The 14235-nt window shown below is 71.3% G+C and carries 18 protein-coding genes; 10 read left to right on the top strand and 8 right to left on the bottom strand.

Features of this window, described 5'->3' with window-relative positions; translation table 11 throughout:
• Positions 1-88 precede the first annotated feature (88 nt).
• Together ABZX40_RS35135 and ABZX40_RS35130 are read right to left on the bottom strand one after the other, a co-directional pair.
• Complete coding sequence (locus ABZX40_RS35135; RefSeq protein WP_355746577.1) at positions 89-2494, bottom strand: serine/threonine-protein kinase; 2406 nt, start codon at positions 2492-2494, stop codon at positions 89-91.
• Between the two features lie 163 nt (positions 2495-2657).
• Positions 2658-3446 (bottom strand): VOC family protein, encoded by a 789-nt coding sequence (locus tag ABZX40_RS35130; RefSeq protein ID WP_355746580.1) that lies wholly within the window; start codon positions 3444-3446, stop codon positions 2658-2660.
• A gap of 134 nt (positions 3447-3580) precedes the next feature.
• Between ABZX40_RS35130 and ABZX40_RS35125 the strand changes: the two genes are divergently transcribed.
• Positions 3581-4216: a TetR family transcriptional regulator gene (locus ABZX40_RS35125; protein WP_355746786.1), complete on the top strand. Its 636-nt coding sequence runs from the start codon at positions 3581-3583 to the stop codon at positions 4214-4216.
• Positions 4217-4264: 48 nt separating this feature from the next.
• On the opposite strand, the gene ABZX40_RS35120 is transcribed toward ABZX40_RS35125, so the two are convergent.
• Entirely contained in the window at positions 4265-4717 is a 453-nt protein-coding gene (locus ABZX40_RS35120) for an Lrp/AsnC family transcriptional regulator (RefSeq protein ID WP_355746583.1), read from the bottom strand.
• Between the two features lie 82 nt (positions 4718-4799).
• Between ABZX40_RS35120 and ABZX40_RS35115 the strand changes: the two genes are divergently transcribed.
• A complete protein-coding gene (locus ABZX40_RS35115) occupies positions 4800-5537 on the top strand; it encodes a LysE family translocator (RefSeq protein WP_355746586.1) in 738 nt (245 codons plus the stop codon).
• Positions 5538-5753: 216 nt separating this feature from the next.
• The gene (locus ABZX40_RS35110) at positions 5754-6026 is read left to right on the top strand and encodes a hypothetical protein (RefSeq protein ID WP_355746589.1); all 273 of its coding nucleotides are present in this window, start codon (positions 5754-5756) and stop codon (positions 6024-6026) included.
• Between the two features lie 257 nt (positions 6027-6283).
• On the opposite strand, the gene ABZX40_RS35105 is transcribed toward ABZX40_RS35110, so the two are convergent.
• Positions 6284-6673, bottom strand: a complete 390-nt coding sequence (locus ABZX40_RS35105; RefSeq protein ID WP_355746592.1) for a hypothetical protein — start codon at positions 6671-6673, stop codon at positions 6284-6286.
• Positions 6674-6890: 217 nt separating this feature from the next.
• Here ABZX40_RS35105 and ABZX40_RS35100 point away from each other — a divergent pair, with 217 nt between their 5' ends.
• The 3 genes from ABZX40_RS35100 (at position 6891) to ABZX40_RS35090 (ending at position 8943) form a co-directional block, all read left to right on the top strand.
• Positions 6891-8102: a helix-turn-helix transcriptional regulator gene (locus ABZX40_RS35100; protein ID WP_355746595.1), complete on the top strand. Its 1212-nt coding sequence runs from the start codon at positions 6891-6893 to the stop codon at positions 8100-8102.
• Positions 8103-8200: 98 nt separating this feature from the next.
• Positions 8201-8668 (top strand): recombinase family protein, encoded by a 468-nt coding sequence (locus ABZX40_RS35095; RefSeq protein WP_355746598.1) that lies wholly within the window; start codon positions 8201-8203, stop codon positions 8666-8668.
• Positions 8665-8943 carry a hypothetical protein gene (locus ABZX40_RS35090; RefSeq protein ID WP_355746601.1) on the top strand — a complete coding sequence of 93 codons (279 nt, stop codon included), beginning with the start codon at positions 8665-8667 and terminating at the stop codon, positions 8941-8943. Before ABZX40_RS35095 ends, ABZX40_RS35090 begins: the two co-directional genes overlap by 4 nt.
• Positions 8944-8984: 41 nt before the next feature.
• Here ABZX40_RS35090 and ABZX40_RS35085 read toward each other — a convergent pair whose 3' ends face one another.
• Together ABZX40_RS35085 and ABZX40_RS35080 are read right to left on the bottom strand one after the other, a co-directional pair.
• On the bottom strand, positions 8985-9305 hold the full coding sequence (locus tag ABZX40_RS35085; protein WP_355746604.1) for a hypothetical protein: 321 nt from the start codon (positions 9303-9305) through the stop codon (positions 8985-8987).
• A 58-nt stretch (positions 9306-9363) separates the two neighbouring features.
• Complete coding sequence (locus tag ABZX40_RS35080) at positions 9364-9804, bottom strand: nitroreductase/quinone reductase family protein (protein WP_355746607.1); 441 nt, start codon at positions 9802-9804, stop codon at positions 9364-9366.
• Between the two features lie 153 nt (positions 9805-9957).
• Here ABZX40_RS35080 and ABZX40_RS35075 point away from each other — a divergent pair, with 153 nt between their 5' ends.
• A complete protein-coding gene (locus tag ABZX40_RS35075; protein WP_355746610.1) occupies positions 9958-10836 on the top strand; it encodes an endonuclease/exonuclease/phosphatase family protein in 879 nt (292 codons plus the stop codon).
• Positions 10837-11165: 329 nt separating this feature from the next.
• Here the strand turns inward: ABZX40_RS35075 and ABZX40_RS35070 are convergent, their stop codons facing one another.
• Entirely contained in the window at positions 11166-11750 is a 585-nt protein-coding gene (locus tag ABZX40_RS35070; RefSeq protein WP_355746789.1) for an ATP-binding protein, read from the bottom strand.
• Between the two features lie 404 nt (positions 11751-12154).
• Here ABZX40_RS35070 and ABZX40_RS35065 point away from each other — a divergent pair, with 404 nt between their 5' ends.
• The 3 genes from ABZX40_RS35065 to ABZX40_RS35055 all read left to right on the top strand — a co-directional run bounded on the left by ABZX40_RS35065 (position 12155) and on the right by ABZX40_RS35055 (position 13513).
• Entirely contained in the window at positions 12155-13027 is an 873-nt protein-coding gene (locus tag ABZX40_RS35065) for a helix-turn-helix transcriptional regulator (RefSeq protein ID WP_355746613.1), read from the top strand.
• Positions 13024-13230 (top strand): DUF397 domain-containing protein, encoded by a 207-nt coding sequence (locus ABZX40_RS35060; protein WP_355746616.1) that lies wholly within the window; start codon positions 13024-13026, stop codon positions 13228-13230. The genes ABZX40_RS35065 and ABZX40_RS35060 overlap by 4 nt, the downstream gene beginning before the upstream one ends.
• Before the next feature lie 76 nt (positions 13231-13306).
• On the top strand, positions 13307-13513 hold the full coding sequence (locus ABZX40_RS35055; RefSeq protein ID WP_355746619.1) for a DUF397 domain-containing protein: 207 nt from the start codon (positions 13307-13309) through the stop codon (positions 13511-13513).
• A 109-nt stretch (positions 13514-13622) separates the two neighbouring features.
• On the opposite strand, the gene ABZX40_RS35050 is transcribed toward ABZX40_RS35055, so the two are convergent.
• Complete coding sequence (locus ABZX40_RS35050) at positions 13623-14144, bottom strand: GNAT family N-acetyltransferase (protein ID WP_355746792.1); 522 nt, start codon at positions 14142-14144, stop codon at positions 13623-13625.
• Between the last annotated feature and the right edge of the window lie 91 nt (positions 14145-14235).

Here is a 14235-nt window from a genome sequence, read left to right as displayed (position 1 = left end):
CGGAGGAACTCCCACTCCTCATCAGACAGCTCATGACGACGTATCACCCGACCATGATCCACCACGCAAGATCAATTGAAGACACGCCCTAGGTGCGGGCCGTCCCCGTGCCCTTCTCCGCGTCGAGCGCGTAGACACAGCGGTCCTTGCTGCACGCGTAGACGATGCCGTCCCGCACCACCGGGGAGCCGGTGATCTCGCCGCCGGTGGCGAGCTTCCAGCGCAGGCGGCCGTCGTCGGCCTTGAGGGTGTAGAGGAGCCGGTCGGTGGAGCCGAAGTGGATGCGGCCCTCGGCGACCGAGGGGGCGCCGACGATGTCGCCGCCCGCCTGGAACCGCCACTTGGGGGTGCCGGTGACCGCGTCCAGGGTGTAGAGACCGGTGCCGCTGCCCACATGGACATGGCCGCCGGCCACCAGGACCGGTTCGGTGGAGGCCCGGGACTCCGTGGCGATCCGCCAGCGGTCGCGGCCGTCGGCGCCGTCGAGGGCGTACACCGTGCCGAGGTAGTCGGCGAGATAGACGCCGCCGCCGGTGACGGCGGGCCCGGGGGCGAAGGCGGGCGGGGAGAGGAACACGGCCGGGGCCTCGAAGTGCCACTTCACATGGCCGCCGGTCACCTCGATGGCGAGGACCCGGGTCCCGGCCGAGACATATACGTACCCGTCGGCCGCCGGGGTGAGCCGGACCGGGACGCCGCCGCAGGAGGCCGCGTCGCCGATGGGGTAGGACCAGCGTTCGTCGCCGGTGCGGGCGTCCAGGGCGCGCAGCCGGGCGTCCTGCCAGACATAGGCGGTGCCGTCGTGCAGGGCGGGCCCGGCCTCCGGGGACTCGAAGTCGGTCTGGGCGCCGCTCAGCTCCCACAGCTTCTGCCCGGTGGCCGCCTCCCACGCCTGGACGCCGCCGCCGCGGGTGCCGGTCAGGACGGTGCCCCGGTCGGCCTTCAGGGAGTACACCCAGGCCTCGGTCTGGAGCCGCCACAGATCGGTGCCCCGGCGGGCGTCCAGGGCGAACAGGGTGGGCCCGTCGGAGGCGTGCACCCGGCCGTCGGCGATGGCCATGGACCAGGCCACGTCCCGGGTCTTGAAGCGCCGCCGCCCGGTCGCCACATCCAGCGCGTGCACCTCGAAGGAGGTGACGTAGACGAGGTCGCCGTCGACGGCCGGGGTGCCCCAGACGTCGTTGGACATCCGGAACCGCCAGGGCCGCCAGCCGGTGGTGGCCGGATCGGCGGGCGGGACGGCCGGGGCGGCGGGGACGGCGGGTACGACGCCACCGGGGGCGCCACCGGGAGCGCCGCCGGGGGCGGGGCGGGCCCAGGAGGCGACCAGACCGGCCGAGGGCGGCGGGGCCTGGACGGCGGCGGCACGGGCGTCGGCGACCCGGGGGCCGGGCCCGATCGGTACGGCGGCCCCGGCGAGCCGTACCGGGCCCGCGTCGGGAGCGGCGGCCGGGCCGGGCACGGGGGCGTGGCCGTGGGGCGCGTGCGGGGCGTGGGGTGCGTGCGGCGGGATGGGGGGCGCGTGGGAGGGCGGGGGCGGGACCGGGGGGCGTCCGCCGGCGCTGCGTCCGCCGTGCGGGGCGGGGCGGGGGGCGGGGCGGCCACCGCGGCGGGTCTCGATCAGGGAGACCGCCTTCTCGGGCAGCCAGGCCGACGCCGTACCGCTGTCGTCGGAGCCGGAGCCGAAGAGATGGGGCGCCAGCTGGGACTGGAGGTCGGCGGGGCTGGGCCGGGCGGTGGCCTCCATCTGCATGAGGGACTCGATCAGCGGGCGCAGCTCCTCGGGCAGGCCCTCCAGGTCCGGGCCCTCGCGCAGCAGCATGAAGACCGTCTCGACCGGGTTGGCGCCATGGAAGGGCGGATGGCCGGTGGCGGCGAAGACCAGGGTGGAACCGAGTGAGAAGACATCGCTGGCGCCGGTGACGGACCGGGAGTCCTTGGCCTGCTCGGGGGACATGTAGGCGGGGGTGCCGACGGCGACGTTCGTCATGGTCAGCCGGGTGTTCGAGACGCCGGAGGCGATACCGAAGTCGATCACCCGGGGGCCGTCCTCCACGACCAGCACATTGGACGGCTTGAGGTCGCGGTGGACGAGTCCGGCGCCATGGATCGACTGGAGCGCCTCGGCGACCCCGGCGGCCAGCCAGCGCACCGCCTGCGCGGGCATCGGCCCGCACTCGTTCACTATCTCCTCCAGCGACGGGGCGGGCACGTACGCGGTCGCCAGCCAGGGCACGGCGGCCCGGGGATCGGCGTCGACCACGGCGGCCGTGTAGAAGCCGGACACCGCGCGGGCGGCCTCGACCTCCCGGGTGAAACGGACCCGGAAGAGCTGGTCCTCGGCCAGTTCGGTGCGCACGGTCTTGATCGCCACCCGGCGTCCGGACGCCGAGCGGGCCAGATAGACCAGCCCCATGCCGCCCGCGCCCAGCCGTCCCAGCACCTCGAACGGACCGATCCGCCGCGGATCGTGCTGTGTCAGCTGATCCACCACTTAGCCTGCCACCTCCCCGTACGAGCCGCGTCCCCAGACATGGACGCGACCGAAGTGCAGCGTCTCACCACCGCACCGCCGAGGCGGCACGCACCCTGATTCTTCCTGTCCGGCGCTCAGGTTGCGAACCCGGTGACATACCGGGGTGTCTCCGGCTTTGTGCTCATATGGGAGGACCGTGCGCGGGACCGTGCGCGGCGGTGGCCCTCTCCGTCACCCGCTCCAGCAGCGCGAAGGACGCCCCCTGGTCGTCGGTGACGACCCCGACGGTCCCGTACGACGTGACGAACGGCTCGGCCTGGACCCGGCCGCCGAGCCGGGTCACCTTCTCCAGGCCCGCCGCGCAGTCCGGTACGGCGAAGTGGACGAGGAAGTGCGGTGGCATGCCCTCGGTGAACAGCTCGGTGACCGCCGCCCGCCCGACCTCCGGCTCGGCGCCGGGCCCGAAGAGCGCGTCGCTGAACAGTCCGCCGTAGAAGGCGTCGGCCGCCTCGGTGTCCCGGGCGTACAGCTCGGCCCAGGCGAAGGTGCCCGGGGCCTTGCGCAGGCCGAACCCTTGGTGGCCGCCCGCCTGCCACAGCCCGAAGACGGCCCCCTCCGGGTCGGCGGCCAGCGCCCCGGTGCCCAGCCGTCCGGTGCCCAGCGGGGCGGAGACCAGCTGTCCGCCGGCGTCCCGGATCCGCCGCCCCAGCGCGGCCACGTCCGGGGTGGCGAAGTACACCGTCCAGACGGTGGGCATCCGCCCGTCCGTCTTGTGGGCGAGCCCGGCGACCGGCTCCCCGTCCAGCCGGGCCCACAGCCCCGAACCGTCCGCCCGCTCCTCGAAGGACCACCCGAAGAGCCCACCGTAGAAGCGCCTGCCCGCCGCCACGTCCGGCAGCTGGGCGTCCACCCAGCAGGGGACGCCCTCCGCGTACCCCTGGGGGGCTACGGATCCACTGTTTTCGGCCATACCGCCAAACTAGCGGCGACCCAGACACCCCGCTCACCAGGAATGGGCCGCTCCGCACCCCCATGCACCCCATTTGCAGTCGGCCGAATCGCGCTCCGATCACCCCTCGGTAAGCTGACGGCATGACAGGACAAGTGCGTACCGTCGACGGCCGCGTGGCCGGTCGGCGTGGGCAGGCGACCCGGCAGAAGCTGCTCGACTGCCTCAGCGAGATGCTCAGCTCTTCCCCTTACCGGGACGTCAAAGTCATCGATGTCGCCCGGAAGGCGGGCACTTCACCCGCGACGTTCTACCAGTACTTTCCGGACGTCGAAGGCGCCGTCCTGGAGATCGCGGAGCAAATGGCCTCCGAGGGCGCCGGATTGACCGAGCTGCTCGACGGCCGCTCCTGGGTCGGCAAGGCGGGCTGGCAGACATCCCAGGAACTCGTGGACGGATTCCTGGACTTCTGGCGCCGCAACGACGCGATCCTCAGGGTTGTCGACCTCGGTGCGGCGGAGGGCGACAAACGCTTCTACAAGCTCCGGATGAAGATCCTCAACTCGGTGAACAGCTCCCTCGCGGACGCGGTCGCCGAGCTCCAGTCCAAGGGCCGCGTCGACAAGGACGTCAATCCGGCCGCCGTCGCGGGGGCACTGGTCACGATGCTCGCCGCCGTCGCCTCCCACCAGAAGGGCTTCCAGTCCTGGGGTGTGAAGCAGGCCGAACTCAAGCCGAATCTGGCGCTGTTGGTCCATCTGGGGATCACGGGGAAGAAGCCGACGAAGTAGTCGGCGAAGTAGTCGGCGAAGTAGTCGGATCCCTGCCTCGGTGAGCCGCTAGGCCGGCAGCCCCCGGTCCCTCACCACATGCTTCATCACCAGCGTGGACGTCAGCTTCTGCACCCCCGGAAGCGCGGCCAGCCGCTCGTCGTAGAGCCGCTGGTAGGCCGCGAGGTCGGCCGCGACCACCCGCAGCAGGTAATCGGGTTCGCCGAACAGCCGCTGCGCCTCCACCACGTTCGCCACCTCTCCCACCGCCCGCTCGAACTCGGCGACCGTCTCCCGGTCCTCCTGCCGCATGGACACGAAGACCAGCGCCTCGAAGCCCAGCCCCACGGCCACCGGGTCCACCATCGCCCGGTACCCGCTGATCGCCCCCGACCGCTCCAGCTCCCGCAGCCGCCGGTGGCACGGCGACACACTCAGCCGCACCCGCGCGGCCAGCTCGGTGACGGTCAGCCGCCCGTCCAGCTGAAGCTCGGCAAGAATCTTCCGGTCCATGTCGTCCATGGGGGAGATTTTCCCCCTATCTTCGGGGTCTCGGGCAAATTCAGGAAACACTTTCGCCCGATTCCCGCCTAATGTCCCCACCATGGACTCGGGAACCCTCCTCGCCTTCCTCGCCGTGGACCTGCTGCTGGTCTGTGTCCCGGGCGCGGACTGGGCCTACGCGATCTCCGCGGGCCTGCGCGACCGCTCCCCGCTCCCGGCGGTAACGGGCCTGGTCGCCGGCTACGCCCTGCACACGGCCCTGGCGGTGGCGGGCCTCGCGGTACTGGTCGCGGGCTCCCCGACGGCCCTGACGGCGCTGACGGTGGTGGGGGCGGTGTATTTGGTGTGGCTCGGGTGGGGGGTGGTGCGTCGTCCGGGGACCGCGTCGGAGGGGCCGGTGCCGGTGCCGGTGGCGGGGGCTCCGTCTCGTGGGCCTGTGCAGGTGGCGGGGGCTTCGTCTGGTGGGTCCGTGCCTGTGGAGGGGGCTCCGTCTGGTGGGTCCGTGCCGGTGGCGTCCTCGCGGCGCCGGGTGTTTCTGCGGGGCGCGACGATCAGCGGCCTCAACCCCAAGGGCCTGCTGCTCTACCTCTCGGTCCTCCCGCAGTTCCTGACCACCACCACCGGCGGTGCGGGCGGCTGGCCCGTCCCGGCCCAGACGGCGGTCCTCGGCGCCCTGCACATGGCGTGCTGCGCGGCGGTCTATCTGACGGTGGGCCTGACGGCCCGCGCGGTGCTGGGCGCCCGTCCGACGGCGGCCCGCGCGGTGACCCGTACCTCCGGCGCGGCGATGCTGGGTATCGGCGCGGTCCTGCTGGCGCAGAAACTGGCGACGCTGTGAGCGGGTGGGGCGGGCGGTGTCTGAGTGGGCGGGGCGGTGCCTGAGTATGCGGGCCGGTGTCTGAGCGGGCACAGGGGATGCCCGCGAAGGCACACCCCGTGCGCGGGGCCGCGCCAAGCACCCCGGACGGCCCTAGTGTCACCCTCCCAACGTCCCGCCCCGTGCCGGAGACGAGGCCAGTGGCGGGACCCGAGCGGGAAGGGACCTGTGATGCGCTTGAGGAAGACTCTGGCGGGGCTGGGGCTCGCGACCCTGGTCGCCACCGGCACGGTCGCGATGAGCGCGCCCCCGGCAGCCGCCGCGCACCAGTACATCCTGGACACGTACTGGTCCTCCACCCAGGCAAGGGCCGACGCGGGCTGCCAGGGCTGGGCGAATCTGTACAACCAGTCGGAGTCGGATCCGAACTTCTACTGGTGCGGCGCCGACAAGCCCGCGAGGTCGCCGGCGGGCCTGTACGGCACGCATCTGTGGGTGCGGTTGGCCTGAACGGCTCCCGAGGAGGACCGGCAAGCGCCCCTCGGGGGGCACCGGTCCTCCTCACCTTCCTCTCCTCACCAGCCGGAACACCGCAGTGCCCGCCGGTACTGCGCCAGGTGACGAGGGTGCATCCCCCTGACTCTGCCCCTGACTCTCTGAGTCTCGGTCAACTCTGTCCGTCGAGGAACGCGCCGCCGCGCAGATCGAGCCCAGGTTCAGCAAGTCGCCCCGGCCTCGCCGCAGGGGGACTCCGTATCCGCCGACGATCAGCCCTCGGGGTCGACTTCGGGGTGCGTGAACCGCACGGGCCTGCCCAGTGACCGGGCGTAGGCGATTTCGGCTCGGGTGCTGTCTCCGATGTAGTCGCCGACCACGAGCACCTCATCGGCGAGCCGGATCTTCGCCCGGTGCAGATCGTCGAGTCGGGCCTTCAGTGCCTCGGCCTCTACGGGATCGGACCAGAGTGCGTGCGGCGACTTCATGTCACAGCCCGGTTTGACGACAATCCGTCCGGCCGCGGTCTCCCGTAGATCGGCCTCGTTCATCGCGGTCATGAAACGGGTGGAGCCGCAGATCACGACGATACGCGGGAGGCTCAACCGCTTCTTCGCGTCGGCGAGCTGCTCCTCGGGGCCGAGCGGTTCCGGGTGGGACACCGGGTCCTCCTGGTGGTGCCTGCGGAGAAGAGGAGGGGGAGGGGGTTCGAGATCGCTCAGTGAGAGACGACACGTGGGCACCCTCGCGGCAGCACTCTATGGGGCGACCGGGACGACCGGCGACAGGCTGAGGAGCATCCTGACCCGGCGGCGGCCGGGGCGCTCCGGCCTACCATGGAAGGGCCGTTGGCTGAGCGAGCGCGCGGGAGTGGTGATCGTGGGCGACTGGTCCGATCTGACGAATGGCAAGCGCATCAAGCATCTGCGGGGTTCCGCGCTGACCCAGCAGGGGCTGGCCGATGTGTCGGGGCTGTCGCTGGCCCTGGTCCAGAAGGCGGAGCAGGACCGGGGCGAGTTGTCGGTGGGTTCGCTGCTGAAGCTGGCGCATGCGTTGAACACGGATGTGTCGGTGATTCTGGGGCAGCAGGCGCCGAGGAGAGGGATGAACCAGGGCGATCGGGCCGCCCTGCGTCAATTGTCCGACGCCGTGCACGAGAGCGCGCTCGGTGAATGGGACGGCATCGAGGACCCCAGCAGCGTGCGGGAGTTGGGCGAGGCCAGGGACCGGGCCTGGGACGCCTACTGGGCGAGCGACACGGCGAAGGTGAGCATGTACGCCTCCAAGGTGCTGATGGAGGGACAGGTCCGCTACGCCGGCGCCACCGGCGATGAGCGGCTGCTGCTGGGGGCGATCCTGGCGAGCACCTACCGGGTGGCCGCGTCCTGTTCCAATGGATTCGGGCGGCGGGATCTCGCCCTGAGCGCGCTCACCTCGGCGAAGGCGCTCGCGAAGGACGCCGGTGACCCGGTGATGACCGCGCTGCTGGAGTCGACCCTGTCGTGGGTCTATCTGCGCGGCGCCAATCTGCCCCGGGCCGAGGCCGTCGCGACGCGGGCGGCGCGGGCGATCGAACCGTCCTTCAGCAACGGCCATCGCCCCCAACTCCTCGCCTACGGAAGGCTGATGATCTCCGCCGCCGTCGCCGCCTCGCGGCGGGAGGACACGGCGACCGCCGACGACTACATCTCGCAGGCCCACGCGGCGGCGGCCCGGCTCGGCCGGGACGAGAAGCTGTACGGGACCAGCTTCGGCCCGACCGCCGCCAAGACCGAGGCGGTCGGCATCCATGTGGCGTCGAAGGAGTACGGGCGGGCACTCAAGCTGGCCGGGCAACCGGACATGAAGCTCCTGCCCCGGACGATGTCCAAGGTCGCCCGCAACCGCTACAAACTCGACGTAGCCCTCGCCCAATGCTCCGCCGGGCTCTACGACCAGGCCGAGAACACCCTCGTGGAGGTCGCCCTGGACGCCCCCGAATGGGTCCGGCACCAAGCACTCCCCGGGGTCATCGGCAAGCGGCTGGCCAAGGTGTCCACGGCGCGGGTGCGCAGCCTCGGCGAGCTGATCGGCGTACCCCTGATCGCCTGACCGGCTCCTACGGAGCGTACGACCCGCGTTCTGTCGACCTCGTGGAGTCGTACGCTTCATCACTTCACGCTGAGTGATCGAGCGGGCACGATTGATGCATGGTCAGTGAGCAGAGCGAAGAGGGCGGTCCGGCGGCCGGGCGGTCCCGGCGTACCGACGGGCAGGTGCGGCGCCGCAGGGCGCTCGCGGACGCGGCGGCCGGGGTCGAGCCCGGTGAGGCGGGCTTACGGAGGGACGCCACCCGGGTCGGACGGTTCCGGTGTGTGATCTACCTCTGCGGAGCGTCCCGTACGGACATCGCGGCGCCGCGTGAGGAGTGCACGGAGTACGCGGAGGCGTTCGGGTGGGTGATCACCGAGGTGATCGAGGAGCGCGCCGGGCTGCTGCCGCCGCACGGGCGGGACGGCCTGCGGCAGGCGGTCGAGCAGATCAGACAGGGCTCCGCCGGGGCCGTGCTGACGGCATGGCGCGCGATGATCTCGCCGGTGGCGCAGGAGTACGACGAGGTGGCGCGGGAGATCGAGAGCGCCGGAGGGTTCCTGCACGTCAAGGACGCCGTCCGGTGATCCGGGGCCTGGGCGGGGACGGCCCGTGGCTGACCGGGGTCTGCTGGCTCTACTGCCGGAGGCAGGGCGTGCCGGTGCTGGCGATCGGGTCGGTGACGGCGGCGCCGGGCGGGACGAAGGGGCTGTATGCCTGCCGGATGTGCGTCGCCGAGCTGGAGCACATGGTGCGGGGGCGGGTCGGGGTGGTGGCGCTGGAGATCACCGCGGCGGACGGGCCCGGGTGCGGGCGCTGCCGTGCGGGGGACGGGGCGGCGGGCGGCGGTACGGCCCGATGACGCACCGCCGCCGCACGGCCCACCGCCGCATGACCTCCCGCTCAGACCACCCGCCGGTCGGCGAGCGTGGCCACCTCGGTGAAGTACGCGCGGAACAGGGGCTCGTCACCGGGCGGAATCCGGAACTCGGGCGTGGTGCTGTACCAGAACGCGGTCCGGTCGGTGCCGTAGAGCGCGGCGTTCGGATCCTTTACGGTGCCGATGAACACCTGGCCGGGCCGGTCGGGCTTCTTGTGGAGCACCAGCGCCCCGAGCCACCGCAGCGGCACCCGCAGCTCGGATCTGCCCCTGGCGAACAGCTCGAACACCCCCCGGTCCACGCGCAGATGCCAGCTCTCGTAGTCGAACGTCAGTGGCTCCATGGCGGGAAGATAGCCCGGCTCCCGGGTCACGGCGCGACCACCCCCGCCTCACCCCCCGTCAGATCAGATCCACCCGCACCGTGAGCAACCCCGTCCCCACCACCCGTACCGCCGCGCTGTTCCCGCGCGGCAGCGTCCGCAGTCGCGCCACCGGGTCGTCGTCCGGCAGGAGATGCGCCGTGCCCTCGTGCCACCGGCCCCGCAGCCGGACGCGGACGCGCGGGTCGGCCTTGATGTTGCGGACGTACTGCGAGCGGTCCCCGAACTCCGACACCAGCCAGAACACGTCCCCCACCCGCCGTCCCCCCACCGGCGTCCGCCGCGGCTGCCCCGACACCCGGCCCGTCGTCTCCAGCAGGATCTGACCCGGCATCCGGCGCATCAGCGGATTGGCCACCCGGCGCTGGAAGGCCGTCGTCCCACGGAATCTGAGCTCCGCCCAGCGGGACGGTGAGGACGGTGAGGACGGCGAAGGCGGTGAGGACGGCGAAGGTGACATGAAGCGCTCCCGTCGTGAGAGTGAACGTTCGGACACGCGTGCATGGACGTATGGACGTACAGAGGCGTACCCCTCGTCTCCATCCTCCTCCTCCCCATCACCCTTGCTTCAATGGTTCCCGAGTCACGGGGCGAGAGCGGGGGGCCGCACGGTATGAGGGTCGTGTCCTGGAATCTGTGGTGGCGGTTCGGGCCCTGGGAGGCCCGGCAGAAAGCCGTCCTCGCCACGCTCCGCGAACTCCAGCCGGACATCGTCGGCCTCCAGGAGGTCTGGGACGCCGACGGGGAGGGGGAGGAGGACGGGGGGAGAGACCGTGACGGCGGGCGGGTCAATCTCGCCGACTGGCTCGCCGGTGAACTCGGACTGCACGCCCTCTACGCCCCCTCGTCCGCCCCCGAACGCTGGCAGCGGCGCATCGGCGATCCGCGCGTCGGCGTCGGGGTCGCCGTGCTCAGCCGGTGGCCGGTCATCGAGAGCGCCACCCTGCCGCTGGCCGCCCCCGCCGACCTGGACGACGGCCGCCTCGCCCTCTACGCCCGGCTCGCCGCCCCCGGCCACGAGGTGCCCTTCTTCACCACCCACCTCACCTCCGCCCCCTACGGTTCGGCCGTACGGGTCGGGCAGGTGAGCGCGCTCGCCGGGTTCGTCGCCGGGCACCGGGGCGGGACCGCCTTCCCGCCCGTCGTCACCGGGGACTTCAACGCCGTCCCCGACTCCGACGAGATCCGGCTCTTCGGCGGCCACCGCACCGCGCCCCCCGTACCCGGCCAGACCTTCGTGGACGCCTGGGCGTACGCCGACCCCGCCGCGCCCTGGGCCACCTGGGACTCCGCCAACCCCTATGTCGCCCTGGGCGGACTCCCGTCCACCCGCATCGACTACATCCATGTCGGCCCGCCCGGCCCCGGCGGCCTCGGCCGGGTCCTCGCCGTACGCCGGGGCGGGGACGGACCCCAGGACGGCGTCTGGCCCTCCGACCACGCGGCGGTGGTGGCGGACCTCGCGGATCTCGCCGTTCAGAGGGGATCGTGAGCGGCGCGCTCGCCATTCGGCGGCCTCCGGGAGTTTCGCACTGTCCCGAGTGGTGGGCGGCAGATGTCCGATGTTCAGGTCGGCAGGTGCCAGTGCGGTCCGTCAGGGCTGCCGAGCCGGACCGTTTGCCGCCAACGGTTGTTGCTGGAGCTGGTCGGTGGTCGTGATCAGGGCATGTACTCCCCCGGTGCGGCTGTGGCGCTGCGGGAGCACAGTTCGCGGGTGATGGTTGATGTGTTCCGCGATGTAGATGCCGCGGTGGCGGTAGTAGTGGCCGGCCTCCGGGGCCCCGGAGGCCAACCGACCTCCGGGGCGGCGGCGACGTGCCGTCACGGACCAAGCGCCGCAAGGCGGCTCGGCTTGCGCTCCAACAGACGCTCAAGCCGGGTCAGTAGCGCGGAGTCGGGGCCGACCCGTGACTTCCCGCGAGGTTTTGGGACCCGGCCCGGCAACGGCTCCGGGGGTAGCTCCGCCTCGGCTTCCGCGACCCTCACCGGCGGAGGCACAAGAGGCATCACCGCGTACACGACCTTGCCGCCCGAGGGGTGGTGGTACGAGTCCCAGCGCTCGCTCAACAGCGTCACCAAGGGCAGGCCACGCCCGTCCTCGGCATCCGACTCGGGCGTCCGCATCTTGGGCAGGGTGCGACTGGTGTCGTAGACCTCGACCAGCAGCCTCCCACCGGTCATGCGCAGCCGGACCGCCACGAGCGGCAGAGTCTCGCGGTCCTGATACGTCACGCCGGGCTCGGTGGTGCCGGTGGCCCGCACGGCGTTGGTCAACAGCTCCGAGACGATCAGGGTCACGGACTCGCTCATGTGGGAGAGGCCCCAGTCGGCCAGCACGTTGGCGGCGAACCGCCGTCCCAACGGCACGGCCTTGGACTTGGCCGCGTGCTGGAACCAGTACGTCATTCGGTCCACGCCGCGCTCACCTCCCGGCACCGCGAGCAGGTCGACAGCCTGCGGCGACCGCTGCCGGGCAGCAGACGATCAAGGACATACGTGATGAGGGTCAAGGGTCGGTCCTTCCGGTCGATCCGGGCCACGCCCAAACGCGCGGTCCACCTGCCGCGATGTGCGCACGGCGGTGATGCGGAGCCGCTCCGCGAGCCTCGCCACTCATTAGGGGCAGCATCGACTCACGGCGACGGTCCCGTCACGGTGAGTGCCGCGCCGGTCCTCAGCATGGCCTTGCATCAGGGTCTTGTGCAACTGGTTCGTATGCATCAGCTGCATTTGGGATTGGACTTGGCGATCCGGCCCGGCGTGAGCCAGACTCGGCGCTGACCCGCTCATGCGCATGAAGGGATGTGAGCGTGACCGCGAAGCCGCCGACGGTCCGCCGTCGTCGTCTGGCAGCAGAGCTGCGACGGCTGCGGAAAGCCGCCGAGCTGAGCCACGAGGAGGTGACCGAACAGACCGGCATCAGCCGCACGACGCTCTATCGCATCGAGAGCGCCCGCGTGACGCCCCAGCCGCGCACCGTGATCGCGATACTGGACACCTACCGGGTCGGCGACGCTGACCGCAGCGAGATCCTCGAACTCGCCAAGGGAGCGGACACGCCTGGGTGGTTGCGTCCCTACCACTCCGACCTGCGCGAACAGCTCACCGCCTACATCGCCTTCGAGGCCGAGGCGTCAGGGGTCCGCAACTATGAGAGCCTGTTCATACCGGGCCTGCTCCAGACCGAGCGGTACGCGCGTGCTGTGATCCCCGGTGTCTGGCCATCGGCTACCACCAAGGACATTGACCAGCACGTACAGGCGCGCATGGAACGCCAAGCGCTGCTGACCAAGGACGACCCCCTCGACTTCACCGTTGTCATCGATGAGGCCGCGCTACGGCGCTGCGTCGGGGGACCCGCTGTCATGGTTGAGCAAATGCAGCGGCTGCAAGTGGCCGCCAAGCAGCCGCACATCGGCGTGCAGATCATCCCGTTCGCGGTGGGTGCGCACCCCGGGATGCCAGGGAGCTTCAGCCTGCTCAGCTTCCCGGCCGCCGATGCGGACGAGATCGTGTACATCGACGGGATGGCCGGTGATGTCTTCCTCGAATCCGAAGCCGACATCAGCCTGTACACCGACACCTTCAGCGCCCTGCGGGCGCTGGCACTCAGCCCCGACGACTCGCTCAGCCTGATCGCGACAGCGATGCACGACCTGACGCGAGAAGAGGAGACATCATGAACACCGCCGTCGAACTCGCCGACGCAGCCTGGTTCATAAGCTCATACAGCAGCGGCCAAGGCCAATGCGTGGAGGTCGCGTGCCTGCCCGACGCGGTCGCCGCCCGTGACAGCAAGAACCCCACCGGCCCGGTCTTGGTGTTTGCGCGGGAGGACTGGGCAGGGTTCATCCGAGGCGTCAGCGCTGGCGAGTTCCGCCCGTAGCCCACGCAGCCAAGCGCCCCGTCAATCACCGGCTCTACAAGACGAGGCATGGGTGGATCCGGCAACTGGAGACAGCATGAACACTCCCGACTCTTTCGCCGCTGCCCGCTGGATCAAGAGCAGCTACAGCAGCGGCGAAGGCGAATGCGTAGAGGTCGCCGGCCTGCCCGGCGCAATCGCCGCCCGTGACAGCAAGAACCCCACCGGCCCGGTCCTGGTGTTCTCGCGAGAGGACTGGGCCGGGTTCATCCGAGGCGTCAGCGCCGCCGGGTTCCGCCCGTAACCCGCGTACCCCAGCGCCTCCGCCCCGTCACCGGAGCGGGGGCCTGCGCACGTGACACCAGCGCGACGCTTACGCCCGCCCCCAGAGCGCCGGATTGGTGAACCCGTCATCACCCCGCCAGCGCCCGGAACCGTTCCTCCAGATCCGTGACGCGCTCGGCTCGGCGGCCCAGGAGGTAGACCTTGGTGTGTGTGCGCTGCACTTCGTGCACCAGCGCGAACCCTTGGGTCTCGTAGTACTTCACCAGTTGGGGGAAGTGGCAGCCACGGCGAACCCATGTGCGCCCTTGTTGCGCGGCCCGGTCCACCGCCCACAGCGCCATGGCGGTTCCCGGCTTCAAGGCGCGGTAGGCGGGGTCGGTGACGGTCGAGTACAGGTAGTGCGCCGGCTCGTTCAGTTCCTCTTCCGTCCAGCCCCACGGGGGAGTCTGCTCCTGAACGGTGGTGCACCCGATGATGCGACCGTCACCCTCTGCGAGGACCCACACGTCGCCATCGGGATTCTCCGCCTGGCGCGCGAGTTCGGCCGCGTTCTCCCGCCAGCTCGGGAGCCCGCACTCCTCCAGCCAACCGGAGCGGGCGAGGATCACCTTCTCCACGGCGGGGATGTCGTCGGCTGTGGCCGGGCGCATGGCGAACACGCTGCCTCCTGATGGGGGGGAAGGGGTTACAGGAAAGATCACGCATTCTTTCCCTTCCGGGGAGCCCGAGGGCAGGGCGGTG

Source organism: Streptomyces sp. NPDC004610 (assembly GCF_040609715.1).
Lineage (GTDB): Bacteria > Actinomycetota > Actinomycetes > Streptomycetales > Streptomycetaceae > Streptomyces.
Note: the sequence above shows the minus strand (reverse complement) of the source record. Positions and strands in the feature narration are given on the sequence as shown.

Coding starts and splice junctions, on each gene's coding strand:
- ABZX40_RS35075 (WP_355746610.1), top strand. CDS start 9,958: ATGAGGGTCGTGTCCTGGAATCTGTGGTGGCGGTTCGGGCCCTGGGAG.
- ABZX40_RS35055 (WP_355746619.1), top strand. CDS start 13,307: ATGAACACTCCCGACTCTTTCGCCGCTGCCCGCTGGATCAAGAGCAGC.
- ABZX40_RS35120 (WP_355746583.1), bottom strand. CDS start 4,717: ATGGACGACATGGACCGGAAGATTCTTGCCGAGCTTCAGCTGGACGGG.
- ABZX40_RS35115 (WP_355746586.1), top strand. CDS start 4,800: ATGGACTCGGGAACCCTCCTCGCCTTCCTCGCCGTGGACCTGCTGCTG.
- ABZX40_RS35070 (WP_355746789.1), bottom strand. CDS start 11,750: ATGACGTACTGGTTCCAGCACGCGGCCAAGTCCAAGGCCGTGCCGTTG.
- ABZX40_RS35060 (WP_355746616.1), top strand. CDS start 13,024: ATGAACACCGCCGTCGAACTCGCCGACGCAGCCTGGTTCATAAGCTCA.
- ABZX40_RS35095 (WP_355746598.1), top strand. CDS start 8,201: ATGGTCAGTGAGCAGAGCGAAGAGGGCGGTCCGGCGGCCGGGCGGTCC.
- ABZX40_RS35080 (WP_355746607.1), bottom strand. CDS start 9,804: ATGTCACCTTCGCCGTCCTCACCGCCTTCGCCGTCCTCACCGTCCTCA.
- ABZX40_RS35130 (WP_355746580.1), bottom strand. CDS start 3,446: ATGGCCGAAAACAGTGGATCCGTAGCCCCCCAGGGGTACGCGGAGGGC.
- ABZX40_RS35050 (WP_355746792.1), bottom strand. CDS start 14,144: ATGCGCCCGGCCACAGCCGACGACATCCCCGCCGTGGAGAAGGTGATC.
- ABZX40_RS35085 (WP_355746604.1), bottom strand. CDS start 9,305: ATGGAGCCACTGACGTTCGACTACGAGAGCTGGCATCTGCGCGTGGAC.